The 26226-nt window shown below is 69.0% G+C and carries 22 protein-coding genes, 1 tRNA gene and 1 pseudogene; 11 read left to right on the top strand and 13 right to left on the bottom strand.

All coding sequences use genetic code 11. From position 1 onward, the window contains the following. Window positions 1-13: 13 nt before the first annotated feature. The 4 genes from ACPXY0_RS00810 to ACPXY0_RS00795 form a co-directional block, all read right to left on the bottom strand. On the bottom strand, window positions 14-469 hold the full coding sequence (locus ACPXY0_RS00810) for a hypothetical protein (RefSeq protein WP_423927552.1): 456 nt from the start codon (window positions 467-469) through the stop codon (window positions 14-16). Continuing rightward, the gene (locus tag ACPXY0_RS00805; RefSeq protein WP_423927550.1) at window positions 466-1446 is read right to left on the bottom strand and encodes a hypothetical protein; all 981 of its coding nucleotides are present in this window, start codon (window positions 1444-1446) and stop codon (window positions 466-468) included. Before ACPXY0_RS00805 ends, ACPXY0_RS00810 begins: the two co-directional genes overlap by 4 nt. 231 nt (window positions 1447-1677) lie before the next feature. Beyond that, window positions 1678-2523 (bottom strand): purine-nucleoside phosphorylase, encoded by an 846-nt coding sequence (locus ACPXY0_RS00800; protein WP_423927548.1) that lies wholly within the window; start codon window positions 2521-2523, stop codon window positions 1678-1680. Continuing rightward, the gene (locus ACPXY0_RS00795; RefSeq protein WP_423927546.1) at window positions 2520-3962 is read right to left on the bottom strand and encodes a NupC/NupG family nucleoside CNT transporter; all 1443 of its coding nucleotides are present in this window, start codon (window positions 3960-3962) and stop codon (window positions 2520-2522) included. Before ACPXY0_RS00795 ends, ACPXY0_RS00800 begins: the two co-directional genes overlap by 4 nt. A gap of 307 nt (window positions 3963-4269) precedes the next feature. Here ACPXY0_RS00795 and dnaK point away from each other — a divergent pair, with 307 nt between their 5' ends. From dnaK to ACPXY0_RS00740, 11 genes and pseudogenes are all read left to right on the top strand, one after another. After that, window positions 4270-6219, top strand: coding sequence for a molecular chaperone DnaK (gene dnaK / locus ACPXY0_RS00790; RefSeq protein ID WP_423927544.1), 1950 nt, complete (start codon window positions 4270-4272; stop codon window positions 6217-6219). 227 nt (window positions 6220-6446) lie between these two features. Beyond that, window positions 6447-8027, top strand: coding sequence for a S1C family serine protease (locus tag ACPXY0_RS00785; protein ID WP_423927542.1), 1581 nt, complete (start codon window positions 6447-6449; stop codon window positions 8025-8027). Window positions 8028-8142: 115 nt separating this feature from the next. After that, window positions 8143-8225: transfer RNA gene (locus tag ACPXY0_RS00780), tRNA-Leu, on the top strand. 55 nt (window positions 8226-8280) lie between these two features. Next, complete coding sequence (gene tig / locus ACPXY0_RS00775; protein ID WP_423927540.1) at window positions 8281-9549, top strand: trigger factor; 1269 nt, start codon at window positions 8281-8283, stop codon at window positions 9547-9549. A gap of 34 nt (window positions 9550-9583) precedes the next feature. After that, a complete protein-coding gene (locus ACPXY0_RS00770; RefSeq protein WP_423927538.1) occupies window positions 9584-10216 on the top strand; it encodes an ATP-dependent Clp protease proteolytic subunit in 633 nt (210 codons plus the stop codon). Between the two features lie 80 nt (window positions 10217-10296). After that, window positions 10297-11541, top strand: coding sequence for an ATP-dependent Clp protease ATP-binding subunit ClpX (gene clpX / locus ACPXY0_RS00765; protein ID WP_423927536.1), 1245 nt, complete (start codon window positions 10297-10299; stop codon window positions 11539-11541). A 6-nt stretch (window positions 11542-11547) separates the two neighbouring features. After that, window positions 11548-12168 (top strand): ribosome biogenesis GTP-binding protein YihA/YsxC, encoded by a 621-nt coding sequence (gene yihA / locus ACPXY0_RS00760; RefSeq protein WP_419942652.1) that lies wholly within the window; start codon window positions 11548-11550, stop codon window positions 12166-12168. After that, window positions 12168-12578: pseudogene (locus ACPXY0_RS00755) on the top strand (SDR family NAD(P)-dependent oxidoreductase); the annotation flags it as partial. The gene yihA and the pseudogene ACPXY0_RS00755, both read left to right, overlap by 1 nt. Window positions 12579-12798: 220 nt before the next feature. Continuing rightward, complete coding sequence (locus ACPXY0_RS00750) at window positions 12799-12966, top strand: hypothetical protein (protein ID WP_423927534.1); 168 nt, start codon at window positions 12799-12801, stop codon at window positions 12964-12966. 103 nt (window positions 12967-13069) lie between these two features. Continuing rightward, window positions 13070-14077: an SDR family NAD(P)-dependent oxidoreductase gene (locus tag ACPXY0_RS00745; RefSeq protein ID WP_423927532.1), complete on the top strand. Its 1008-nt coding sequence runs from the start codon at window positions 13070-13072 to the stop codon at window positions 14075-14077. A 33-nt stretch (window positions 14078-14110) separates the two neighbouring features. Continuing rightward, complete coding sequence (locus ACPXY0_RS00740) at window positions 14111-14581, top strand: SRPBCC domain-containing protein (protein WP_423927530.1); 471 nt, start codon at window positions 14111-14113, stop codon at window positions 14579-14581. Here ACPXY0_RS00740 and ACPXY0_RS00735 read toward each other — a convergent pair. Genes ACPXY0_RS00735 through aroC form a run of 9 tightly spaced genes read right to left on the bottom strand, consistent with a single transcriptional unit; the run spans window position 14578 to window position 26181 of the window. Further along, window positions 14578-16176 carry a sigma-54 interaction domain-containing protein gene (locus ACPXY0_RS00735; protein WP_423927528.1) on the bottom strand — a complete coding sequence of 533 codons (1599 nt, stop codon included), beginning with the start codon at window positions 16174-16176 and terminating at the stop codon, window positions 14578-14580. The genes ACPXY0_RS00740 and ACPXY0_RS00735 overlap by 4 nt on opposite strands. After that, a complete protein-coding gene (gene gcvT, locus ACPXY0_RS00730; protein WP_423927526.1) occupies window positions 16176-17792 on the bottom strand; it encodes a glycine cleavage system aminomethyltransferase GcvT in 1617 nt (538 codons plus the stop codon). Before gcvT ends, ACPXY0_RS00735 begins: the two co-directional genes overlap by 1 nt. Next, a complete protein-coding gene (gene argF / locus ACPXY0_RS00725; protein ID WP_423927524.1) occupies window positions 17789-18706 on the bottom strand; it encodes an ornithine carbamoyltransferase in 918 nt (305 codons plus the stop codon). The genes gcvT and argF overlap by 4 nt, the downstream gene beginning before the upstream one ends. A 31-nt stretch (window positions 18707-18737) precedes the next feature. Next, window positions 18738-20210 carry an ATP-dependent protease ATPase subunit HslU gene (gene hslU, locus ACPXY0_RS00720; protein WP_423927522.1) on the bottom strand — a complete coding sequence of 491 codons (1473 nt, stop codon included), beginning with the start codon at window positions 20208-20210 and terminating at the stop codon, window positions 18738-18740. Between the two features lie 28 nt (window positions 20211-20238). Then, entirely contained in the window at window positions 20239-20790 is a 552-nt protein-coding gene (gene hslV, locus ACPXY0_RS00715; protein ID WP_423930754.1) for an ATP-dependent protease subunit HslV, read from the bottom strand. A gap of 32 nt (window positions 20791-20822) precedes the next feature. Next, window positions 20823-21773 (bottom strand): tyrosine recombinase XerC, encoded by a 951-nt coding sequence (locus ACPXY0_RS00710; RefSeq protein ID WP_423927520.1) that lies wholly within the window; start codon window positions 21771-21773, stop codon window positions 20823-20825. Beyond that, complete coding sequence (topA, locus tag ACPXY0_RS00705) at window positions 21770-24328, bottom strand: type I DNA topoisomerase (RefSeq protein WP_423927518.1); 2559 nt, start codon at window positions 24326-24328, stop codon at window positions 21770-21772. Before topA ends, ACPXY0_RS00710 begins: the two co-directional genes overlap by 4 nt. Window positions 24329-24385: 57 nt before the next feature. Then, the gene (locus ACPXY0_RS00700; RefSeq protein WP_423927516.1) at window positions 24386-24946 is read right to left on the bottom strand and encodes a shikimate kinase; all 561 of its coding nucleotides are present in this window, start codon (window positions 24944-24946) and stop codon (window positions 24386-24388) included. A gap of 2 nt (window positions 24947-24948) precedes the next feature. Further along, the gene (gene aroC / locus ACPXY0_RS00695; protein WP_423927514.1) at window positions 24949-26181 is read right to left on the bottom strand and encodes a chorismate synthase; all 1233 of its coding nucleotides are present in this window, start codon (window positions 26179-26181) and stop codon (window positions 24949-24951) included. Between the last annotated feature and the right edge of the window lie 45 nt (window positions 26182-26226).

Genomic DNA, 26226 nt, shown 5'->3' with positions numbered 1-26226 from the left:
CCGCCCCCCTACCTTACAGCCGGAGTTGCGCTGTCTCTTTTCGTATCGCATTCACTTCGGCCACCGTATACGATTTTGATATGATTCCTCCAGCGCATGATCTCCTAATCTCGCCTGCCCGTCGGCGCGGCGCGTTAGGATCGGTCGATCCGTACGCCGCGCTGAGTGCTTGTAGCTCGATCGGGGCCATGTGGACTGGCGATTCGAACTGTTCGATGGGTGCCGCGCGCCCGTCGAGCATCGAGAAAACCATGCAGTCGTCCCCTGACAGGTCGCAGAGGTTACAGACGGGAGTGGCGCAGCCCTTCGCACCGATCCCGGATTGTCCAGCAACGCAGTTGGCGCAGTCGCTGTCGGGGAAATGACCCCACTGACAGTCCCAGCACTGTGCGATCACAGGTTCTGGGGACGCTACTCCGGCGAAGACGGCAAGGCCGAGACCCAGCATGAGGATTCGCGCGAGCTTCATCGTCTTTCTCCTTTGCCTCGGGTGGAATCCTGGACACTTTCCCAGGAGTACGTCACGAGTTCACTGGCATTCAAAGTTCGCACGGCGATCACGGTGGACGCCTCGGCGGCACTCGCAACGAACCCGAAGGGTGCCTCAAGCGTGGTATGCGTCCGAAATCGACCGCGCGAGTCGAACCAGAGTAGAAGCCGCTGGTCCGTACCACGGTGCGCTACCGTCTGCACGTATCCCGCCGACCCAATCACGACGACGGAAGTGGTGCTCCAGATACCGGGGTCCAGGCGCAACGAACTAGCGATTCCGTCATCGAACCAGTTGGCCGTGATCTGTTGAAACTCGACAGGTACCCAATCGGTGCCGCTCCCGATACGCCAAGCGCGGAAGGAACCGAAACTCTGCCATACGATTGCATCGTGCCCGGCGGCCGACACTGCAAGCGTCGCCGTGTACGTCGAGTCCGGGCTCCAGGCACCCCGCCCGCCCGGCAGCTGCACACGGGCTGACGCAGAGTCCGAAACCGTCAGAAACCACCCCGACGCAGCTCGCGCGGCTGAGCCAGCTTCGCCGGCACCCGACAGACTGCGACGGGAAAGGATATTCCCCGCCGTGTCGGCTATCACCACATCACCACCGACCGCATCGACCACTTCTAGTCTCGTCTCGTCCAGAAACGCGACGCCGATTGCTTGGCCAAGGGCGCGCGTGAGGAGATCCCTGGCGATGGCTCCGTCGTAAATCCGAATGCCACGAACGGCATCGAACCAAGCGGCGATCACTTCGCCTGATGGTGACAACGCCGCGCCCCGCAAGAGCCTCCCCTCAGGTATCTGCACGCTCATCTGCTCCGTCAACTCGATCATATCCGCCGCGTTCGATTCCTCACTCTCAGTCGACTGGGCGGGCAGGCCTGCCAGTGGCGGCACTTTGTTCCAACTGTCGTCGGCGGAGGAATCAACCGGATGACCCAGAAATACCATGAAACAGACAAGGGCAGCGCAGACGTCGCGACGGTGGCTCACAGGACCAGACGTTGCAAAGGGCAACAAGGATCGACTGCTCTCTCCTATCCGGGAAAGAATGGGACAAAGCTCGTGTCTTCCGTCTCTCGCGATCAGTTGATCGTACCCCCCCCCCCATCGGGATGGCAACCCCCTCATGTCGGAGGGTCGGTCCGCGAGCGGGAGCGGCGTGTCTCCCCTCGCAGACGGCTACGGGAAACGTGCGATCGACTGGGCGACGAGGCGCTGGAAGCCGGTCTGGGCGAGCTTCGTCGTTTCGAGGACTTCCTCGTGGTTGAGGGGTTCGTCCAGGACTCCCGCCGCGTAGTTCGTGAGGCAGGAGACGGCGACGCAGCGGAGGCCGAGCGCCCGCGCCGTGATCACCTCCGGAACGGTCGACATGCCCACGGCGTCCGCGCCCAGCGCCCGCAGCATGCGGATCTCGGCGGGGGTCTCGAAGGCGGGACCGTGCATCGCCGCGTAGACGCCCTCGTGAAGCGTCTGGCCGAGTTCGTCCGCGGCCCCGCGGACGAACTCCCGCAACTCACGGTCGTAGGCGAAGGTCAGGTCCGGGAAGCGGTTCTCCGCCCCGACCACGGGCCCGATGAGCGGGCTCGTGCCGGTCAGGTTCAGGTGATCGGAGATCAGCATCAGCTCGCCGGGGTGCCAGCCCGCCCGGATCGCCCCGGCCGCGTTGGACAGGAAGAGGGCCGGGATGCCGAGCGCCGCCGCGAGCCGCACGTAGAAGGCGACCCGCGCCGGCGGCCCGCCCTCGTAGAGGTGCACCCGCCCGCTCAGGCCGAGCACGGGCCGTCCGCCGAGCGTCCCGATGAGCGCATGGCCGGCGTGCCCGATCACCGTGGGACGGGGCCAGCCGGGCAGCTCCTCGTACGGCACCCGCACCGGATCCTCGATCTCCGCCCCGAGGCCGCCGAGGCCGGAACCCATCGTGATCGCGACCCTCGGCGTCTCGCCGCCGAGCCGGGCTTCGATCCGCGCCCGGAGCGCGGTTGCCGCCGACTCGACCTCCGCCCGGATCTCTTCGGGTCCGGTCACGCGAGGACTCCGGCCAGCGTCGCGGTCATCCACGTGGCGGCCGTGCCGCCGAGCATGGCCCGCAGGCCGAGCTTCGAGAGATCGGCGCGGCGCGCGGGAGCGATGCCGCCGATGCCGCCGATCTGGATCGCGATCGAACTGAAGTTCGCGAAGCCGGTGAGCGCGTACGTGCAGATGATGAGCGACTTGTTGGAGAGCTGAAGGTCGCCGGCGAGCCCCGCCCCGAGGTCCGTGAACGCGAGGAACTCGTTCGCGACCATCTTCACGCCGAACAGCGTCCCGACCTCGACCGCATCGGCCCAGGGCACGCCGATCATCCACGCCACCGGGGCGAAGACCGAGCCGAAGATCCGTTCGAGCGTGATCCCCTCAACCCCGAACAGGCCCGTCACCCAGCCGAGAAGGCCGTTGCCCAGCGCGATGAGGGCGAGGAAGGCGAGCAGCATCGCCCCCACGTTGAGAGCGAGCTTGAGCCCGTCCCCCGCCCCGCCGGCCGCCGCGTCGATCACGTTCGCGTGCGTCCGCGGCAGGTCGATGTCCAGCGTGCCGTGAGTCACGGGTTCGTCCGTCTCGGGCATGAGTATCTTGCTGACCACGATCCCGGCCGGCGCGGCCATGATGCTCGCGGCGAGCAGGTGCCCCGCGATGTCCGGGAACACCCCCACGAGCATCGCCACGTAGGCGGCCAGCGCCCCGCCCGCCACGGTCGCGAAGCCCCCCGTCATCACCGTGTTCAGTTCCGATTTCGTCATCCGGTCCACGAAGGGGCGGATGAGCAGCGGCGCCTCCGTCTGGCCGACGAAGATGTTGCCGGCGGCCGAAGTGGTCTCCGCGCCGCTCGTCCCGAGGGTGCGCTGCATCGCCCACGCCGCCCCCCGCACGACGCGCTGCATGAGCCCGAGGTGGTAGGCGAGGGCCATGAGGGACGAGAAGAAGATGATCGTGGGGAGGACGCTGAAGGCGAAGGTCGCCCCGATGTTCACGAGGCCGCCGGCGCCCCCCTCGACCGGAGTCGCAAAGTCCACGAGCGATCCGAAGAGGAAGCGCGAGCCCGCGTTCGTGTATCCGATGAGCGCCACGAACACATCGTTGACCGCGCTGAAGAAGCCGCGGCCGATCCCCGTCTTGAGGAGGAGGAGGGCGAATACGATCTGGAGCCCGAGCCCCTTCGCGACCAGCGGCCAGCGGATCGACCTGCGATGCGCCGAACAGGCCCACACGGTCGCGAGCAGGAAGGCGAGGCCGAGCAGGCCCCTGAGCAGGCGCGAGAGGAACGGTTCGTCGATCGTCCCCCCGACCCCCTCGAGGCCCTGGGCGGCCAGAAACTCCGGGAGCCCCGCCAGACAGAGGCAGAGCGCGACGCCGGCCGGGAGGCCCCGAAGCAGCCCGCGCCCCCCCGCGGCGGGGACGGCTTGGGGTTCGTGGCGATGCACGGTCATCGGCGCCCTCCGGCGGCTGACGGTTGGGGATGACGGGACCCGGGGAACATATCCCGCGACGTTCGGCGCGCCACGGCCCTCGGAGGGCTGCCAATTTGGCGGATTGCACCGCCCCGGAGCGCGTGACGGTGCCATTTTGTCGTGACGGTCGGCCGTTTGGGAGCCCGCCGCCGATCCACGGCGGGCACGGGGCTTGCGATCCCATCTCCCGTTCGGCGGGCGCGGCCGGAAGTCGGCACGCGGCCCGCTCGATTCCGACCAGGTGCGAAATCAGGGACAACTCAAGGAACAACCCAAAGGACAAACAATGGGCAAGATCATCGGCATCGATCTCGGGACGACGAACTCGGTCGTCGCCGTAATGGAAGGTGGAGACCCCGTCGTCATTCCGAGCGCGGAGGGCGCGCGCACGACGCCCTCGGTGGTCGCCTTCACGAAGGAGGGAGAGCGTCTCGTGGGGCAGGTCGCCAAGCGGCAGGCCGTCACGAACCCTCGCAACACCGTCGCCTCGATCAAGCGCTTCATGGGCCGCAAGCGGTCCGAAGTCGGCGAGGAGATGAAACTCATCACGTACGACATCCAGGGCGACAGCCAGGACCGCGTGCAGGTCCGCATCCCGCACGCGAGCCGGACCTTCACCCCGCCCGAACTGTCGGCCATGGTCCTCCAGAAGATGAAGCAGACGGCGGAAGACTACCTCGGCCAGGAGGTCACGGAGGCCGTGATCACGGTCCCCGCCTACTTCAACGACGCGCAGCGGCAGGCGACGAAGGACGCGGGCCGGGTCTCCGGTCTCACGGTGCGGCGCATCATCAACGAGCCGACCGCCGCGGCGCTCGCGTACGGGCTGGACAAGAAGGCGGACGAGAAGATCGCCGTGTTCGACCTCGGGGGCGGCACCTACGACATCTCGATCCTCGAACTCGGCGACGGCGTGTTCGAGGTGAAAGCCACGAACGGCGACACGCACCTGGGTGGGGACGACTTCGACCAGCGCCTCATCAACTGGCTCGTGGATGAGTTCCGGAAGGACCAGGGGATCGATCTCTCGGCGGACCCGATGGCGCTTCAGCGCCTGAAGGAAGCGGCCGAGAAGGCGAAGATCGAGCTCAGCTCGACGATGCAGACCGACATCAACCTGCCCTTCATCACGGCGGACCAGACGGGACCCAAGCACCTCAACCTCGCGCTCACGCGGGCGAAGTTCGAACAGCTGGTGGACGACCTCATCCAGCGCACGATCCCGCCCATGGAGAAGGCGCTCGCCGACGCGGGACTCTCGGTGGACGAGATCGACGAGGTCATCCTGGTCGGCGGTTCGACGCGGATCCCGAAGATCCAGGAGGTCGTCAAGGACTTCTTCAAGCAGGACCCGCACAAGGGCGTGAACCCGGACGAGGTCGTGGGCATCGGCGCCGCGATCCAGGGCGGCGTCCTCGGCGGCGACGTGAAGGACGTTCTGCTCCTCGACGTCACGCCGCTTTCGCTCGGGATCGAGACGCTGGGCGGAGTCATGACTTCGCTCATCGAACGCAACACGACGATTCCGACCAAGAAGTCGGAGATCTTCTCGACCGCGGAGGACAACCAGAACACCGTGGACATCCACGTCCTCCAGGGCGAGCGGAAGATGGCGCTGGACAACAAGACGATCGGCCGCTTCCAGCTCACGGGCATCCCGCCCGCGCCGCGGGGCGTGCCGCAGGTCGAGGTCACCTTCGACATCGATGCGAACGGCATCCTCCACGTGAGCGCCAGGGACAAGGCGACCGCGAAGGAGCAGAAGATCCGCATCGAGGCCTCGTCGGGGCTCTCCGACGCCGAGATCGAGCGCATGGTGCGAGAAGCCGAGTCGCACGCCTCGGAGGACCAGGAGCGGCGCGAGGCCGTCGAGGCGCGGAACCGGCTCGATTCGCTCGTTTACCAGACCGAGAAGAACCTCGAGGACTGGAAGGAGTCGATCAACGACGAGGACAGGACCACGATCGAGACGACGCTGGAGCGGGGCCGCGCCGCACTCAAGCAGGACGATCACGACGAAGTGGTGGCGGCCGCGACGGCGATCCAGGAGGCGGTAGGGGGGGCCGCCCAGAAGATGTACGCCGCGGCCGGAATGGGAGAGGGCGCCGGACCGGGCGACATGCCGGGCGCGGACGCCGACGGCGCGGATCCCGGAGTCGAGGTCGAGGACGCCGGCGAGGAGGAGGTCGTGGAGGCGGACTACGAAATCGTCGAGGAGTCCGAGGACGCGAAGTAGGCGCCCTCCGCCCCCGTTGCGACCCGGGGACCCCGGGGGCGGCCCTTCGCGGGCAACCCCGGGTCGCGGCCGTCCATCCTATGCTCCGCGTCTCCCCGGTGACCTTCGCCGAGCTGGCGTTGTCATCAGAGGCGGATTGGAGGGAGACGGACTGGAACGCTACAATGCTTGGTTGTTCGACATGGGGCCCGGGCGCGCGGACATGGCCGGGCCGGGAGGGGGAAAAGATGAAGCGGATGAGCGATTCTCTGCGCACTCGACTGAACCTGCTGATCGCGACGGCGATCGCCTTCGCCTTCGGGCTGGGGCTGGCCTCGGCGCTGAGTCTGACTCCGATCACGATCGCGGCGGAGGACACGGACGCCGGCTGGGTGATCGGGGCCCCGGCTGGCGCGGACCCGACGATGGGGAACGGCTTCGCCGCGGTGGCGGAACGGGTCTCGCCGGCGGTCGTCACGCTGTACGTGTCGGGAGTACGGGAGGTGCCATCGTTCAACCCCTTCCCGTTCCCGCCGGGTTTCGAGCCGGAACCGGAGGACGAGGAGGGGGAGGAAAGGCCGCGCACGCGAACGGAGCTCTGGAGCGGGTCCGGTTTCATCGTCTCCGACGACGGGTACGTGGTCACGAACAATCACGTCGTCGCGGACGCCGACCAGGTCGACGTGCAACTCCAGGATGGCCGGCGCTTCGACGCGGTCGAAGTCGTGGGGCGCGATCCCCAGACCGACGTCGCGCTCCTGAAGGTGGAGGCCGATGACCTGACGGTACTGCCCATCGGTTCCAGTGACGCGACGGCGGTCGGCGAATGGGTGCTGGCGATCGGCAGTCCCGGATTCCGGCAGGCGCGGACCCCGCTGCTGACGACCGTCACCGCGGGGATCGTCTCGGCCAAGGGCCGCAACATCGACATCCTCCGCGTGCAGAATCCACTCGCGATCGAGGACTTCATCCAGACGGACGCGGTCATCAACCGCGGCAACTCCGGCGGGCCCCTGGTGAACGTGGCGGGCGAGGTGATCGGGATCAACACGGCGATCGTCTCGTCGACGGGAAGCTATGAGGGGTACGGCTTCGCGGTGCCGATCGAACTGGCGCGAGAGGTCGTCGACGATCTGATCGAGTTCGGCGAGGTCCGGCGGGCCCTGATCGGCGTGGCGATCACGGACGTCGACGCGGCCGATGCCGAGTACTACGGGCTCGAGCGGGTCGAGGGCGCGTTGATCCAGAATTTCTCGTTCGACGACAGTCCGGCGCGGCTCGGCGGGTTGGAGAAGGGTGATGTGATCGTGGGGGTCGCCGGTGAAGCGGTCGGCGGCGTGTCGGAGTTGCAGCGCCGCATCCGCGGCTTCGAGCCGGGAGAGACGGTGAGGCTGGACATCGTCCGCCGCTCCACCCTCCAGCGCGAGTCGGCGGAGGTGCGGCTGATCTCCGCGGACGAAGACTCGCCTCCGCCGCTCGCGGTGCGACCGGAGACCGCGCCGGAGACCGGTGACCAGCTTGGACTCGAGGTGAAGGAATACGGGGAACTCTCCGGCGCGGAGCGTCGGGATTTCGCGGTGACGCCCGGCACGGGGAGCATCGTGATCGTGGGCGGGAACCCGCGCGGCGCCGTGGGCCGGGAGCTCGGCACGATCCCGGCGGGCGCCGTCATCCTCGACATCAACGGCGAGGAGATGCAGGGACGGGCCGACTACGACCGGATCGTGTCCGGACTGCGCCCGGGCGATGCGCTGAGCGTGCGGTTCAGCTTCCGGACGCAATCCGGCCGCCAGGAGGGGATCCGGAGCATCGTGATCCCCGAACGCTGAGCCGCGACGCGGTGTAGGGGCGGGCAGCGGCGGCGCGCCGTTGCTTGCCCCCGTTCTGATCCGTCCCGAGATTCCCGCCGCACCGGGCGCCGGGTCCGAATGCCCGGCGCCGCGCGCGAAAGTGGCGGAACTGGCAGACGCGCCAGCCTTAGGAGCTGGTGGCCCATGGCCGTGGGGGTTCGAATCCCCCCTTTCGCACCTCAAAACGAACCGTTCGCCCGTCCGGGGACGCGGAGCCGGAGCCATACCGCCCTTGAACGCAGCCGACACACGCGCCGCCGCGACGGATCCGTTCGACGTCGCGATCAAGCGGGAGAACGATTACCTGCGCCGTCTCGAGGTCACGGTCGCACCCTCGCAGGTGGCCGCGGCCCGGCGCCGCGAGGCGGCGAAGGTCCGGAAGACCACTCGCATCAAGGGATTCCGGAAGGGCAAGGTCCCCGTCCGCATCGTCGAAGAGCGCTACGGCCCCCGGATCGACGAGCGCACGATCGACGCGCTCGTGAATCGCGGGTTCCGGGAGGCGGTCCGACAGCACGAACTGTCGACCGTGGGCGAGCCCGTCGTGAGCGAGGTCGACTACCGCCCGGGAGAGCGGCTCTCCTTCCGGATCGATGTGGAGGTGCTGCCGAAGATCGAACTCGCCCGGACCGGGGGCTTCCGCGTGGAGCGTCCCGCAGTCGAGGTCGCGGACGCCGACATCGACACCGTCATCGAGCGGTTCCGCAAGGAACATGCGATGCTGCGGCCGGCGGATCGGGCGCCCGGAAACGGGGATGTGGTATCCGTGACGATCCGCGATGAAGGCGGCGGCGACGCGCCGGACAAGCCCTACCGGTTCGAACTCGGAGCGGGATACGCGATCCCCGATGTCGAAGCGGCGATCTTCACGCTCGCGCCGGGGGAGGAAGGAACGTTCACGGTCACCTACCCGGAGGACTTCGGCTCGAGCGACCTGGCCGGAACCACCCGCTCGCTGTGCATCCGACTCGACGATGTCCAGGCCAGTCTGTTGCCGGAACTCGACGATGCATTGGCGAGCGAGGTGGGGGACTTCACCACGCTGGAGGAACTGCGCGAGGCGATCGGGAAGGAGCTGCGGGCGCGGGGAGAACGCGAGGCCGACGAGGAGGTGGGCGAGAAGCTCCTCGATGCGGTCATCGAGGCCAACGCGTTCGAGGTGCCCCCGAGTCTCGTGTCGCATTATCTTGACCGCGTGATCGAAGTGCCGGAGGGAGCAGACCCCGACCGGATCGAGGGCGCCCGCAGATCCGTGGCGCCCGCCGTGGAGCGTCAGGTCAAGCGGGATCTGGTTCTGGAGCGGCTGATCGAGGATCAGGGGCTCGATCTGTCGAGCGAGGAGTTCGACGAGCGCCTGTCGGAGTTGGGGGAGGCGAGGGGCAGGAGCCTGCTGGAGATCCGGCGGGAGCTCGCGAGGGAGAAGCAACTCGACCCCCTGCGCCGGCGGTTCGCCATCGAGAGGGCGTTCCGGTTTCTCATCGACCGTTCGGATGTGAGCTGATCGGGCGGGAACAACCAAGGGACTGACTGGGCATATGCCGATATTCGCACCGTACGTCATCGAACGGTCGAGCCGCGGGGAGCGCACCTACGACATCTTCTCGCGACTGCTCATGGACCGGATCGTCTTCCTGGGCTCGCCGATCAACGACGAGGTCGCGAACGTCGTGATCGCCCAGCTCCTCTTCCTCGAGGCCGACAACCCCGAGCGGGAGATCAACGTCTACATCAATTCGCCGGGTGGTAACGTTCAGGCCGGTCTGGCCATCTACGATACGATGCAGTTCCTGAACTCCCCGGTGTCCACGATCTGCATGGGCATGGCCGCTTCGATGGGCGCGTTCCTGCTCGCCGCCGGTACGCCGGGGCGGCGGCGGTCGCTCCCGAACGCGCGCATCATGATCCACCAGCCGTCGGGCGGCTCGTACGGGACGGCGTCCGACATCGAGATTCAGGCGAAGGAGATCCTCGACGCCCGCGAGCGGCTGAACCGGATTCTCGCGAAGCACACGGGGCAGGAGTTCGAGCAGATCGCGGATGATGTCGATCGCGACCGGTTCATGTCCCCCGAGGAGGCCAGGGAGTACGGGATCATCGACGAGGTCGTCGAGCGCCGCGAGGAGGTCGCCGGGAGCAACGGTCGCCCCGGGCCCGCTGTCGCCAAGTAGGGGATACAAGCAGGGGATAGAGGAGACCGCCGCCGCGGTCGCGGCGCGCACGGACCACACAGAGGAGAAGGAGGGCGACGATGCCGAGCGATAAGCACTTGCGCTGTTCCTTCTGCGGGAAATCCAAGGACGCGGTCAAGAAGTTCATCTCCGGGCCCAACGTCTACATCTGCAACGAGTGCATCTCTCTCTGTAACGAGATCCTCACCGAGGAAGAGGAACGGGAGCAGTGCGGGCGGTTCACCGAGATCCCGACCCCTTCGGAGATCAAGGCCACGCTCGACGAGTACGTGATCGGGCAGGAGGTGGCCAAGAAGACGCTCTCGGTCGCCGTCTACAACCACTACAAGCGGATCAACCACCGCAGTCTCGTCGACGACGTCGAGATCGAGAAGTCCAACATCCTCCTGCTCGGCCCCACGGGGGTGGGGAAGACGCTCCTCGCCCAGACGCTGGCGCGCATCCTGCAGGTCCCGTTCACGATCGCGGACGCGACGACGCTCACCGAGGCGGGGTACGTGGGCGAGGATGTCGAGAACATCCTCGTGCGGCTGCTCCAGACGGGCGAGTACAACGTGGGCGAATGCGAACGCGGCATCGTCTACATCGACGAGATCGACAAGATCGCGCGCAAGTCCGACAACCCCTCGATCACGCGGGACGTGTCCGGGGAGGGCGTGCAGCAGGCGCTGCTCAAGATCCTCGAGGGGACCGTGGCGTCCGTGCCGCCCCAGGGCGGCCGCAAGCACCCGCAGCAGGAGTACATCCAGATCGACACGAGGAACATCCTGTTCATCTGCGGCGGCGCCTTCGACGGCCTCGAGGAGATCATCCAGGAGCGGCAGGGCCGGCGGCAGATCGGCTTCCTGGATGACCGAGTGCGGTCGGAGGGGGTGAGCGACGAGGACAACATCCTCGTCCACGTCGAGCCTGAAGACATGCTCCGCTACGGGCTTATCCCGGAACTCGTGGGAAGGCTGCCGGTGCTCGTGGCGCTGCACGACCTCGACGAGGATGCCCTGGTCGAGATTCTCCAGCGGCCCAAGAACGCGCTCCTCAAGCAGTACACGAAGATGTTCGAACTCGAGGGCGTGGGACTCACGCTGGATCCGGAAGCGCTGCGCGCGATCGCGCGCAAGACGATCACGCGGGGAACGGGGGCGCGCGGCCTGAGGGCCGTGATGGAGTCCCTCCTGCTCGATGTGATGTTCGATCTTCCGGGGCGCATGGACATCCGCGAGATCGTGGTCACGCGCGAGACCGTCGAAGAGGGCAACCAGCCGCTCCTCATCCTCGTACCCGAGGCCAAGCGAAGAGAGGCGTAGCAGCCTGTGCCACGGGCTGCCAGGGTCGTCACCCGCGTCAGGACGGCCGAATTCGTCGGCGCCGTCGGCGCGGCGGGACAGAAGCCGCCGCTCGACCTTCCCCAGATCGCGATCGCCGGCCGCTCCAACGTGGGCAAGTCGTCGCTCCTCAACCGGCTCGTGGGTCGGAAGAGCCTCGCGCGGACGTCGAAGCGGCCCGGGCGCACGCAGGAGATCAACTTCTTCCTCATCGACGACCGGTATCTGCTCGTCGACCTGCCGGGGTACGGCTTCGCGCGGGCGCCGAAGACGGTGCGCGAGGGCTGGGGGCGCCTGATCGACGCCTACCTGCGCGGGACGCCTCGCCTTCCGGGGCTCGTGCTGCTGGTGGACGCGCGACGCGGGCTCACGGAGGACGACCACCGCATGATCGAGTCCCTCGAGGTGATGGGGACGCCGACGCTGTTCGCGCTCACCAAGACCGACAAGCTCAACCGGTCCGGGCGTCAGCGGGCGGCTAAAAGTCTGCGGGACGCCCTGGGCCTCGATGCGGATCAGCTCGTCGAGACCTCCGCGTACACCGGCGCCGGCGTCGACACGCTCCTCGAGAGCATCACCGCCCTGGTCGCTCAGACGGAGACGCGCTGATGCCACGCCGGCGGGTCGACTCCCTGACGACCCGCTACGGGAAATGGGCCCTGGTGGCGGGCGCCTCGAAAGGGCTCGGGGCCGCCTTTGCCGCGCAGCTGGCCGAACGGGGCATGCACCTCGTGCTGGTCGCGCGCCGCGGCCACCTCCTGGCGGAACTCGGGGAGCGACTCGCCGCGAAATACGGTGTCCGGATACGCTGTCTGGCCCTGGATCCGGCCGACCCGGGGTTCGCCGGGGAGCTGACGGACGCGGTCGCCGGGCTGGACCTCGGGCTCCTCATCTACAATGCGGCGTACGTGCCCGCGGGCCCGTTCCTCGACGCCGAAGACGACGCGCTCGAACGGGCGGTGGACGTCAACGTGCGGGGGCCGCTCCTGCTGCTGCGGGCGCTGCTGTCGGGCATGCGCGATCGTGGCAGGGGCGCCGTGGTGCTGATGTCATCGCTCTCGGGGCTGCAGGGGGGCGCCCCACGTCTCCGTCTACGCCGCCACCAAGGCATTCAACATCATCCTCGCCGAGGGTCTGTGGTACGAACTGCGCGCGCACGGCGTCGAGGTCGCGGTCTGCTGCGCCGGCGCGATGCGCACCCCCGGCTACGTGAGGTCGTTCGACCGCGACGTGCCCGGCATGCTGTCCCCGGATGAAGCGGCGCGCCGAACGCTCGATGGGCTCGGCAGGGGACCGCGCCTGGTACCGGGACTGATCAACCGGATCTCGGCCCAGTTCATGGGACGCCTCCTGCCCCGCCGGGCGGCGATCCGATTCATCGCCAGAAGCACGAAGCACGTGTCTTGAGCGATCTGCTGATGGGCTTCTTCGCGCCCCGGGTCGTGTTCGCCGGCGTCTTCGGGCTGCACCTCCTGCTGCCGGCGCGGCGCGTGACGGGGGTTGGTGAGATATGCGGACGGCGAAATACAACGGGATCGGCAGCGCGGTATCCCGCGCGATCGCGGATCGGTTCTCGCGGCGGGCGCTGAGCCCCGTGCCGGAGCGCGCCCGCATCGACGGAAAGGTGTGCCTGATCACCGGAGCCAACCGGGGGCTCGGGAAGGCGGTGGCGGTCGACCTCGCGAAGCGGGGCGGGCGCGTCGTCATGGCCTGCCGCAGCGGGCATCCGGAGGCCGGCGACGACGTCAGGCGCCTGTCCGGATCCGACGCGGTGGAGATGCTGAAGGTGGATCTCGCCGATCTGGAGTCCGTGCACGCGCTCTGCGACAGGCTCGAGCGCGACCGGGCCCGGGTGGACATCCTGGTCCTGAACGCCGGCCTGATGCCGTTGGGGGCGCGAAGGTCGGCGCAGGGGTACGAACTGATGTTCGCCGTGCACTTCCTGGCCAATCGGGTCCTGATCGACCGGCTCCTGGCCGACGGCACGGTCCGGCCCTCCGCCCGTCCCGGGGAAACGCCCCGGATCGTGTTCATCGCGTCCGAAACGCATCGGTCCGCCGGCCCCATCGACTTCAACGATTTCGGGGCCTTCACGGATTACGGTCCGAGAGACGGCCTGAAGCACTACGCGTCGAGCAAGCTCCACCTGTGCACCTATGCGCAGGAACTGTCGCGCAGGCTGAACGCGGACGGCGAGATCCGGGCCGCGGTGCATTCGCTCTGCCCGGGTGCGGTCAACTCCGACCTGGCGCGGGAAGCGCCGTGGTTTCTGAAGCCGCTGCTCACCCCGGTCATACGGCTGTTCTTCGCGACGCCCGCGAGAGCCGCGGCGCCGGTCACCCATGCGTGCTGCGCGGAGGAGATGGGCCGGCGCAGCGGCGTCTACCTGCACCTGATGCGGGAGAAGACGCCGTCCCCGCTGGCCATGGACGAGGCGGCCGGCGCGAGACTGTGGCGGGCGAGTCAGGCGCTGCTGGCGAGACATGCGCCGCGCGGCGCGGCTGACGCGTCCGGCTAACGAGGCATCACCGAGGCATAGCGAGGGATCCCCGTGTTCGAGCACCTGCTGAGTTCGGATACCGTGGAAATCGACGCGCCGGTCCAAAGGGCGTGGGACATCCTCATGGATGTCGAACGCTACGGTGAGTGGAATCCCTTCACGCCCCGGGTCGCCACGGACTTCGGGATCGGTTCCCGCGTCGATCTGTACGCCATGATCGGGCCGGTACCGCTGAGACAGGTCGAGCGGATCGAAGTCGTCGATCCGCCGCACCGGCTGGTCTGGACGACGACGATGGGCCACCGCCTCCTGCTCTTCGCCCGACGGGAACAACTTCTGGAAGCCGCGGGCGAGACGCGCTGCCGCTACCGGACGACCGACGCGTTCAGCGGCCTCCTCACACCGCTGGTCGTGCTGTTCTTCGGGGGGATGGCGCGCCGTGGCTTCAATTCAGTCGCGGGGGGGCTGAAGGCGCGCGCGGAAGCGGGTTGGCAGCCCGTGGCAAGAGCCCCGCTGCTCTAGAAGTCGATGCCGTACTTCTTGAGTCTGCGGTAGATCGTCCGCTCGCCGATCCGGAGCGCCTCGGCGGCCTCGCGGCGGTTGCCGGCGGTCTTCTCCAGCATCGCGAGGATCGCTTCCCGCTCGATGTCGGCCATCGTCATCCCGGGCTCGACGGTGATCGTGACGGACGGGTCGGGGTCGGGCGAAGGGAGCTTGTCGGCGGCCGCTCTCTCTACCGCCCTCTCAACCGCGTCGGTGATGTCGATCTCGACGGCCTCCCCCGCCCTGGGCCGGTCGGCGCCGGACGGGAGCTGGCGAACGCCCGTCTTGTAGGCCTCGAATTCCCGCTTCAGGTCTTCGATATCGACCTTGAGGTCGACGAGGGTGCGGAAGACGAACTCGAGTTGCGGAGAACTCGGGATGTGGCCGCCACCGACCTCGACGGCCGCCGGGTCGAGCCGGGGCGCGGGCAGGAGACTGACGCCGCCGGAGCGGATCTCCGGGGGGATGTCCTCGGGGCGGATGACCGCGCCGGGGGCGAGGACGACCATCGACTCGATCAGGTTGCGGAGTTCGCGGACGTTGCCGGGCCAGTCGTAGTCGAGGAGGATCCGGAGCGCCTCGGGGGCGAGTCCGCGGAACTCGCGGTCGTGCTGGCGGCTGAACTCCTCGATGAAGCGGCGTATGAGGACCGGGATGTCCTTGCGGCGCTCGCGGAGCGGCGGGACGTGGACGCTGAGGACGTTGAGGCGGTAGTAGAGGTCACGCCGGAACTCTCCGGCCTCGACCGCCTGCCGGATGTCCCGGTTCGTGGCGGCGACGACGCGTACGTCCACCCGGATCTCGTGGTCGCCGCCGACCCGCATGAAACGGCGGCTCTCGAGGATCCTCAGGAGTCGCGTCTGGGTGGGGAGCGGCATCTCGGCGATCTCGTCGAGCAACAGCGTCCCGCCGTCGGCGAGTTCGAACATCCCCCGCCGCAGCGAGGTGGCCCCGGTGAACGCCCCCTTCTCGTGCCCGAACAGCTCCGACTCCAGGAGCGAGTCGGGCAGGGCGGCGCAGTTCACCGCGATGAACGCCCGCCCGCGCTGCGGGGAGAGCCGGTGGAAGGCGCGCGCCACGAGTTCCTTCCCCGCCCCGCTCTCGCCGGTGATGAGGACAGTGCTCATGACGGGAGCGATCATGTGGACCCGCTCGAGCATCTCCCGCACCGCGTCCGTCCGGCCCATGATGCCGGTCCGCCGCTGGAGGTCGTAGCGGTGGAGTTGCGAGTGGAGGACCACGCGGATCTCGTCCGGATCGACGGGGAGCGCGAGCGCCTCGTCGAGGTCGAAGGACTGCGCGTGGCGGTGCCGGGCATCGGGGTTCGTCTCCTCCGTCAGCCCGAGGACGGGGGGACGCGGGATCTCGGCTTCGAACAGGCCGCGCATGGCGGCCGCTCGGGGCTCGTCGGGGACGCAGGTGAGCACGAGCGCCACGTCGGCCGCGCCGCCGATCCGTCCTTCGATCTCGCGGACGGACTCGACAAGCTCGACTTCGTGTCCGTCCGCTTCGATCGCCGCCCGGACGGCGAGGGCTTCCTCGAGCGCGCGGCCGTCGACGAAGACGCGCGCCATCAGCCGCCAGGCCGGGGGGCGGGCCTCGGAGGTGGCGGCGGGGCGTGCGCGGTATCGCCGCGCAGCAGATCGACCGCATGGTCGATCAGGGGTTCGAGCGCGGCGAGTCCATCGGCGACGCCGCCCGGGCTGCCGGGCAGGTTGACGACGAGCGTCTCGCCGCGGATCCCCGCCAGCCCGCGGCCGAGCGCGGCGTACGGGGTGGACTCCGCGCCCTTGCGGCGCAGCAGTTCGGCGATACCCGGCGCCTCGCGCTCGAGGATGGTCCGCGTGGCCTCGGGGGTCACGTCGCGTGCCGCCAGCCCGGTCCCGCCCGTCGTCAGGACGCAGTCGACCCCCAGCTCGTCGCACCAGTGCAGGAGCCGCGACGCGATCGCCGCGCTCTCGTCGGGCACGACATCCACGCCCGCGAGCGTGTACGCGCGGCCCCGGACCCATTTCCGGATCCGCTCGCCCGACCCGTCCTCGCGCTCCCCGGCGTACACCCCGTCCGACACGGTCACGACGGCGATACGCGGCGCGATGCGGTGCAGCGATCCCCGCCTGTAGAAGGGCGGCCGCACCACTTCGGCCGCGATCGCCTTCCCGCGGACCAGGATCTCGACCGGGTCCCCGAACTTCGCGGCGGCCGGGAGATACGCCGTCGCGATCCCGTGACCGAGCGTCGGGCTCACGGTACCGCTCCGGACCTTGCCGGCCGGCTCGCCGCCGAAGCGCACGTCGTACCCCGGGCGGGGGAAGCCGCGCTCGAGGAGCCGCAGGAAGCGCAGCCTCCGCGTGAGCCCGGCGGCGCGCTGGGCGGCGAGCGCCTCCCCACCCATGAAGTCGCCCTTGGCGTGCTTCACGAGCCATCCGAGCCCGGCCTCCAGGGCCGTGGTCTCATCGTCGATATCGTTTCCGTACAGCGCGTAGCCCATCTCGAGGCGGAGCGAATCCCGGGCGCCGAGGCCCGCCGGGACCGCTCCGGCCTTGAGGAGCGTACGCCAGATCCGAACGGCGTGCTCGCCGGGCAGGTACAGCTCGAAACCGACCTCGCCGGTATATCCGGTGCGGCTGATGAGGCACGGGGCGCCGGCGACATCTCCCTCGGCGAACCGGTAGTACCCGATCTCCGCGAGCGGCGCGTCCGTCAGGCTCGCGAGCAGCACCTCGGCTCGGGGACCCTGGAGGGCGAGGAGCGCGATCTCATCGCTCTCGTCCGTCAGCTCGACGGCGAACGCCTCCGCGAGTCCGGAGAGATGCGCCCAGTCCTTGGCCAGGTTCGCCGCGTTCACGACCAGCCGGTAGTCCCCTTCGCCCATGCAGTAGACGATGAGATCGTCGATCACGCCGCCGGTCTCGTGACACATGGCACTGTACTGGGCGTCTCCCGGCCCCAGCAGCGAGGGATTGTTCGTCGTCGCATGGGAGACGAAGGCGAGCGCATCCTCGCCGCGGACCCGGAACTCCCCCATGTGGGAGACGTCGAACAGGCCCGCCGTCTCGCGCACCGCCTGGTGCTCGGCCCGGATGCCGGTGGGATACTGGACCGGCATCGCGTAGCCGGCGAAGGGGACGATCTTGCCGCCGAGGCGGACGTGCTCCTCCAGGAGCGGAGTTTCCTTCAGATCCTTCACGAGGTCGATCCCATGAGCAGGGTGAGGATGGCCTTCTGTGCGTGAAGCCGGTTCTCCGCCTCATCCCAGACGCGCGACGCCGGACCGTCGATGACCTGGGCCGCGACCTCTTCGCCCCGGTGCGCGGGGAGGCAGTGCAGGAAGATCGCACCATCGGCGGCTCGCGCCATGATCCCCGCGTCGACGCAATAGCCCTCGAAGGCACGGGCGCGCTCCGCGGCCTCCTCCTCCTGCCCCATAGAGGCCCACACATCCGTCGTGACCACATGGGCGCCTTCGGTGGCCTCCGCCGGTGCGCGGAACAACTCCACCGCGCCTGCAGCCTCTGCCGCGGCGAATACCGCCGGGTCGGGATCGTAGCCTTCGGGACAGGCCAGCCGTACCCGGAACCCGAGCTTCGCCGCGGCGTTGAGCCACGAGTTCGCGACGTTGTTCCCGTCCCCGATCCAGGCGACGACGAGGCGCGACAGCCCGGATCCGAACTCGGCCCGCACCGTCTGGAGATCGGCCATGATCTGGCAGGGGTGCAGCAGGTCCGTGAGGCCGTTGATCACGGGAATCGACCCGTGCCGCGCGAGCCCTTCGACATCCACCTGCGCGAAGGTCCGGATCATGATCCCGTGCACGTAGCGGGAGAGGACGCGGGCCGTGTCCGCGATCGGTTCGCCGCGCCCGATCTGGATGTCGCGCGACGAGAGGAAGAGCGCCTGCCCTCCCAGCTGGTGCGTCCCGACCTGGAACGACACCCGGGTGCGCGTCGAACTCTTGGTGAAGATCATCGCGAGCGTCTTCCCGTCGAGCGGGCGGCCGCAGGCGTTCGGGTCCGCCTTCAGGCGGTCGGCGAGGTCGAGCGCCTCGCGCAGCCGCTCCGGAGACCAGTCCGCGATCGAGAGGAAGTGTCCGTTGGGATCCATGGGGAGTCCGTGTCGGCGGGCCGGGCCCGTGCTAGAGGATGTAGCGTCTCAGGTCTTCGTCGTCCGCGATCCGCGACAGACGGTCCCGGACGAAAGCGGCATCGACGGTGATCGTCTCGTTCACTCCCGATTCCGGGAGATCGAACAGGATCTTCTCGAGCAGCGTGCTGAGCACGGTATGAAGGCGACGGGCGCCGATGTCCTCGGTGCGCTCGTTCACGTGGCTCGCGATGCGGGCGATCTCCCGGATCGCCTCGTCATCGAACTCGAGGCGGGCGGACTCGGTCTCGACGAGCGCCTGGTACTGGCTCAGCAGCGCGTAGCGGGGCTCCTGCAGGATGCGCGCGAACGCGTCGGCGTCCAGGCTCTCGAGTTCCACCCGGATCGGAAACCGCCCCTGGAGTTCCGGGATGAGGTCCGACGGCTTCGAGACGTGGAACGCGCCCGCCGCGATGAACAGGATGTGGTCCGTGCGCACCATCCCGTGACGGGTCTGGACGGTCGATCCCTCGACGATCGGGAGCAGATCGCGCTGCACACCCTCACGCGAGACATCGGGTCCGGCGCCGCCGCGCTTCCCGGCCACCTTGTCGATCTCGTCGAGGAAGACGATCCCCATGCTCTCGGTCCGCCGCAGGGCCTTCTCCGTGACTTCCTCCATGTCGACCAGGTTCGCGAGTTCCTCGGAACGGAGGATCCGGCGGGCCTCCGCGACGGTCACCCGGCGGCGCCGGATCCGCTTCGGGAGCATCCCCTTGAGCGCCTCTCCGACGTTGAAGTCGAGACCGTCCATGCCTCCGCCGACGTCGAGCATCGGGATCGGGTTCTCACTGACCTCGACCTCGACCTCTCGCTCGTCGAGCGCTCCGTCGCGCAGGAGCGCCCGGAGCTTCTCGCGGGTGCGACGCTTGCGTTCGTCGGAGGGTCCGGCGGGGGACGTCTCGGAGGCCTGGCCCGAGAGCGACACGACGAACCGCCGTCCCTCTTCCCCCTCGGGCTCCTTCTCGGCCACGGGGGGCAGGAGCAGGTCGAGCAGGCGATTCTCGACCCGCTGTTCGGCCGTCTCCGCGTGCCGGGCCTCCTCTTCTTCGCGCACCACGTTGATCGCGATTTCGACGAGATCCCGGATGATCGACTCGACATCGCGGCCCACGTAGCCCACCTCGGTGAACTTCGACGCCTCGACCTTGATGAAGGGCGCGCCCGCGAGCCTCGAGAGCCGCCGCGCGATCTCCGTCTTCCCGACGCCCGTCGGTCCGATGAGGATGATGTTGTTCGGGAGGATCTCCTCGCGCATGCCCTCGTCGACGTTCTGTCGCCGCCAGCGGTTGCGGAGGGCGATCGCCACGGCCTTCTTGGCCTCGTCCTGCGCGATGATGTACTGGTCGAGTTCCTCGACGATCTGGCGCGGGGTGAGGGCCTCGGCGATCCCGGCCTCGCGGGATGCCCGGGCGGGGCTGATGTCGGGGCGCTTCGCCACCGGATGGCCGTCGCTCGTCGTCATCTCTCTGTTCTCTCTATCTCTGTTCGCTCTATCTGTTCTCGTGTCCCTCGTGCGCCGGCAGCTCGAGGACCGTGATTTCGTCGTTCGTGTAGACGCAGATCCCGGCCGCGACCTCGAGCGCCTGCCGCGCCACCTCCGCGGCCGGGAGGTCGGTACGGAGGGCCAGGGCGCGTGCGGCGGCGAGCGCGTACGGACCGCCGGAGCCGAGGGCGAGGATCCCGTCGTCGGGTTCGATGACCTCTCCCGTTCCGGCGATGAGCAGGCTGGTCTCCCGGTCCGCGACCGCGAGCAGCGCCTCGAGGCGCCGAAGATAGCGATCGCTCCGCCATTCCTTGGCCAGCTCGACCGCCGCGCGGGTGAGGTTGCGCGGGTGGCGCTCGAGCTGCGCCTCGAACTTCTCGAACAGCGTGAGGGCGTCGGCGACGCCGCCCGCGAAACCCGCGAGGATTCGGCCCTCACGCATCGTGCGGAGCTTGGTCGCCTTCGCCTTGATCACGGTGTCGCCCATCGTCACCTGGCCGTCGCCCGCCATGGCGACGTCCTCTCCGACGCGGACGCACAAGATCGTCGTCGCTCGCATACGCCCCGACGGCACGTGGATCCCTTCCATCATTATCCTTCGCCTCCTCCGCGAGGATGGGCCCGGGAGTGTACGCGTTTGAGGCGGTCCACGGATGTGTGCGTGTAGATGCGGGTCGTACTCAGGCTGGCGTGCCCCAGCATCTCCTTCACCGAGACCAGATCCGCGCCGCGGTCGAGGAGGTGCGTCGCGAACGAGTGGCGGAGCGAGTGCGTCGTGAGCCGGTCGCCGTCGGCGACGCCGGCGAGCTGGGCGGTGATGTCGCGCTGAATCTGCCGCCGCGAGAGCCGGGTGCCGCGGAGCGAGTGGAAGACGGCGTCGGACTCCCCGGTCGGGCGAGCCGCGAGGTAGAGCTCGATGGCCTCTGCGGCAGGGCGCCCGAGCGGGACCACGCGCTGCTTGCCCCCCTTGCCCCGTGCCCTGAGCTGTCCGATCCCGCGGTCCACATCGATCACGTTCAGCGCGTGCGCCTCCGCGAGCCGCAACCCGCACGAGTAGAGGAGTTCGAGGAGCGCCCAGCGGCGCAGGGCCAGGACCGATCCGTCCCGGCGGGCCGCCTCGCCGGTGGAGTCGAGCAGGTCTCGTGCCTGTTCCTCGCTCAGGAAGGAGGGCAGCGTCCGCTCGCGCCGCGGGGTCCGGACCAGGCGGGCCGGGCTCGCCGTCATCCGGTCCGTGCGCTGGAGGAAGGCGTAGAAGGCGCGCACCGCCGCGAGCTTGCGGCCGATCGAGGACCGCTTGAGGCCCCGCAGCTGGAGGTCTCCCAGGAAGGAGCGAATGGACACGCGGTGCACGTCCGCCCAGCCCCAGTCGTTCGTGCCCTCGTACGCGCACAGGAAGGCGTCGAACTGCGCCAGATCGCGGCGGTAGGCGGCGACGGTGTGGACGGACAGGCGGCGCTCGGCGCTCGCATATCGCAGGAAGTCCTCGAGCCATTCGTCGCGGGCTCGCGCCCGCGGGTCGGCGGGCGCGGCGGTCGGAGTCATTTTCCGGACGCTTTCCTTCGGGCGCCGCCGCTCCCCGCCCCCGCCTTCTTCGCCGCGTCCCGATCCCGGCGCTTGCGGAGCAGATCCAGCGCCAGGGGCACCGTCACGTCGTCGGGCTCGACGCCCTTGGGAAGCGAGGCGTTCATCTGGCCGTGCTTCACGTAGGGGCCGTACCGGCCCTTGTAGATCGCGATCGGCTGCTTGTCCTCGGGGTGATCGCCGACCGTCCGCATCGGTTTGGCCGAGGCGCGGCGTCCCCGCGTCTTCGGGGCGGAGAGCAGCTCCATGGCCCGGTCGAAGGTGATGTCGAGCGGGTCGTCGCCGTCCTCGAGCGAGCGGAAGTCGGACTGATGCACGACGTACGGGCCGTAGCGGCCGATGCCGACCTTCACCGGTTCGCCGCTCTCGGGATGCGTCCCGAGCGGGGCCGGCATGGCGAGCAGCTTGAGCGCCGTCGCCAGCGTGACCTCCTCCGGGCGGACGTGTCCGGGAAGAGAGGCCCGCTTCGGCTTTGCGGCTCCCCGGGCCGGCTCGCCGCGCTGCACGTAGGGGCCGTAGCGGCCCTCCATGAGATAGATCGTCTCGCCCGACTCGGGGTCTTCTCCGAGCCGGTCGGGTCCTTCGGCGCTTTTCTCGAGGAGTTCGAGCGCCTCTTCGTCGCCCAGATCGGCGGGGGCGATGCCGTCGGGGATCGACGCGGTCAGCCGTCCGCCGTCGCGCTCCAGCTCCAGGAACGGCCCGTAGCGGCCGATCCGCACGCGGGGAGTCAGATCCCCGAGGCGGACCGTCGAGGCCTCGCGGGGATCAATCGCCTCTTCGCGCTCGAGCAGTCGCGCCTCGAGACCGTCCCGCCCGCTGTAGAAATCCTCCAGATACGCTCGCCAGTCCACATTCCCGCGGGCGATCTCGTCTAGCGCGTCCTCCATCTCGGAAGTGAAGCCCGCGTCGACGAGGTTGGGGAAGTGATCCTCCAGCAGGGCCGTCACGGCAAAGGCGATGAAGGTGGGGATGAGTTGCTTGTTATGGCGGACCGCGTACCCCCGATCGAGGACCGTCGAGATGATCGACGCGTAGGTCGAGGGACGGCCGATCCCGTCCGCCTCCAGTTCCTTCACGAGCGCCGCGTCCGTGTAGCGGGTTGGCGGCTTCGTCTCGTGACTGCGGCTCTCCAGCTTGCGGCACGCGAGTTCCTCGCCCTCGCGCATGTCCGGGAGCACGACTTCCTGGTTCTCGAGCGCCGCTTCCGGGTCATCGGAGCCCTCGACGTAGGCCCGGAAGAAGCCGGGGAACTCGATCACCTTGCCCGAAGCGCGAAAACGGGCGTCCCCCGCCTCGATGTGCACGGACAGGTGCCTCAGACGGGCATCCGACATCTGGGCCGCGGTCGCGCGCCTCCAGATCAGATCGTAGAGGGCCTTCTGTCCGCCGCGGAGCCCGAGTTCGGCCGCCGTCGGCATCTCCACCCCGGCGGGACGAATCGCCTCGTGCGCCTCCTGGGCGGAGCGGGACTTCGTCCTGTAGCGCCGGGGCCGTGGGCTCAGGTATTCCGCTCCGTACTTCGCTTCCACGCGCGTCCGAATCGCCGAGATCGCGGCTTCGGACAGCGTCACGGAGTCGGTCCTCATGTAGGTGATCCGTCCGGCCTCGTAGAGGGCCTGCGCGATCCGCATCGTCTCCCGGGCCCCAAGGTTCAGCTTGCGGTTGGCCTCCTGCTGCAGGGTGGCCGTCGTGAAGGGAGGGTACGGGCTGCGCGTGGACCGCTTCTCCTGGAGCTTCGCGACGGTGAAGACCGCGTCGGCCAGCGAGGCGCGCAGCGCCTCCGCCCGCTCCCGATCGAGGAGGACGACCTTGCGGCCGGGCTTGAGCCGACCTGTCCGTTCGTCGAAGTCGCGTCCGGCCGCGATCGCCACGCCCTCCAGCGTCGCCAGATCCGCGGTGAAGGCGCGTCCGTCGACCCCGAGGTGGGCACGGAGGCTCCACCAGCTTCCGCTACGGAAAGCGCGACGCTCACGTTCGCGCTCGACGAGCAGCCGGACCGCGACGGACTGCACGCGACCGGCGGAGAGGCCTCTCCTGATCTTCTTCCAGAGGAGGGGGGAGAGCTTGTACCCGACGAGGCGATCCAGAATCCGCCGGGCCTGCTGGGCCTCGACCCGCGGCAGATCGATCTCTCCCGGCTTGTCGATCGCCGCGTGCACGGCGGACTTCGTGATCTCGTTGAACGTGATGCGCCGGAAGCGCTCGCGGAGCTTGCGATTGCCGCCGCTCAGCGCTTCGACGATGTGATGGGCGATCGCCTCGCCCTCTCGGTCGGGGTCGGTGGCGAGGAGGATCGAGTCCGCCTTCCGCGCGGCGGCCCCGAGCTTCTTCAGCACGGAGCCCTTTCCCTCGATCGTCACGTATTCGGGCTCGAATCCCCGTTCGACATCGACGCCGAGTCCGCTCTTGGGGAGATCCCGAACGTGCCCGACCGATGCCTCCACGCTGAACCCGTCGCCGAGATAGGACCTCAGGGTGCGCGCCTTCGCGGGCGACTCCACGATCACGAGGTTCACGCGAGGTGCCTCGAATCCGACATGGTCTTGGTCATCGTCTCCGACACTGTCTTTCTTCTACCGTCCTTCTTCCGTGTCCCCGGCGTCCGAGCGGGCGGCGAGCCCGCGCAAACGCTCGAGGACGAACTCCACGACTTCCTCCGGTTCCCGCCCATCGGTATCCAGCGTCAACTCCGCCTCCGCATAGGCGGTTTCGCGCTTCGCCAGCAGGGTGGCGAGGGCACCCCCCGGGTCCGGGCCCGCCAGCAGAGGACGAGCTTCCGTGCCGTCTCCCGCAAGGCGATGGATCGCGGTCTCGGGTCGGACGCGCAACCAGACGCGGACCCGTCCACCGGACGACCGGTCGATGTCGCATCGCGCCATCCAGCCGGCGCCGGTCGCCACGACCACCTCCATCTCGCGCGCCGCACGCGCCGCGGCTCGCGTCTCCAGGCGCCGGAACTCGGCTTCCCCGCCCGTACGGAACACGCAGGGGATCGTTTCCCCCGCCAAGTCCTCGATGAGTCGGTCGAGGTCGACGAAAGTGTACCCCAGACATCGCGCGAGGATCGGCCCTACCGTGCTCTTGCCCGCCCCCGAGAGCCCCACGAGCCAGATCCGTCGGGGTACGCCCTCCACGCCTATCCGGTTCCCCTTCCGGTATCCCGACCGGCGTCGGTGAGGCCGCTGTCGCCAAGGCGGGCAAGGTAGCTCTCTACGTTGCGCCGCATGTCGGAGAGGCTGTCGCCGGCGAACTTCTCGATCCACGCGTCCGCCAGCACGAGCGCCATCATCGCCTCGCCGACCACGCCGGCCGCGGGCACGGCGCACACATCGCTCCGCTCGCGGATGGCCTTCGCGGGTTCCCCCGTGCGCGTGTCCACGCTGTCGAGCGGGCGCCGCAGCGAGCTGAGGGGCTTCATGGCGACGCGCGCCACGATCGTCCCCCCGGTCGTCATCCCGCCTTCGAGCCCACCCGCGTTGTTCCGACGCCGACGGTAACCGCCGCTCCCGCGGCGTTCCGCGTCCCGCTCGATCTCGTCGTGGACGTCGGAGCCCCGGGTCCGCGCGGCCTCGAACCCCATGCCGATCTCGACGCCCTTCATGGCGTGGATCGACATGAGGGCTCCGCCGATCCGGCCGCCCAGCCGGGTTTCCCAGGTGACGTGGCTCCCGAGGCCGACGGGCACCCCGCGCGCGACCACCTCGAACACGCCGCCCAGCGAGTCGCCGTCACGCCGCGCGGCGTCGATCGCCTCGACCATCGCGGCGGCCGCACTGCGGTCGATGCACCGCACGGGCGAGTCGTCGGCCGCCGCGGTCAGATCGTCCGGCAGCATCTCCCCGGCCGGCGCCGCCACGGGGCCGATCCGCACGACGTGGCTCTCGACGCGGACGCCGAATTCGCCGAGCAGCCGTTTCGCCACCGCCCCCGCGGCGACCCGGGCCGCGGTCTCGCGCGCGCTGGCCCGCTCCAGGATGTCGCGCGCGTCCTCCCGGTCGTACTTGAGCATGCCCGCGAGGTCCGCGTGTCCCGGGCGCGGCAGGTACACGCGCCGGAGGACCTCGACATCCTCGACCTCCGGCGCGGCGATCGCCATCGCCTCGCGCCAGTTCCTGAAGTCGCGGTTGGGGATGCGGATCGCGATCGGAGACCCCAGCGTCTCCCCGAGCCGCACGCCTGCGAAGATCTCGCCCGCGTCCTTTTCGATCCGCATGCGGCCGCCGCGACCGTGTCCGCCCTGGCGGCGAGCCAGCTCGCCCGCCACGTCGGCCGCATCGAGCGGCAGGCCGGCGGGGATCCCCTCCAGCACGGCGACGACCGCCGGCCCGTGGGACTCGCCGGCCGTGGTCAACCTCAGGCACCTCAGCATCGCGCGGATTCACTCCTCATGTCGGTTGGGCCTCCGATGGCCAGT

The organism is Candidatus Palauibacter sp., from assembly GCF_965237495.1.
Lineage (GTDB): Bacteria > Gemmatimonadota > Gemmatimonadetes > Palauibacterales > Palauibacteraceae > Palauibacter.
This window is presented reverse-complemented; position numbering and strand designations above follow the sequence as displayed.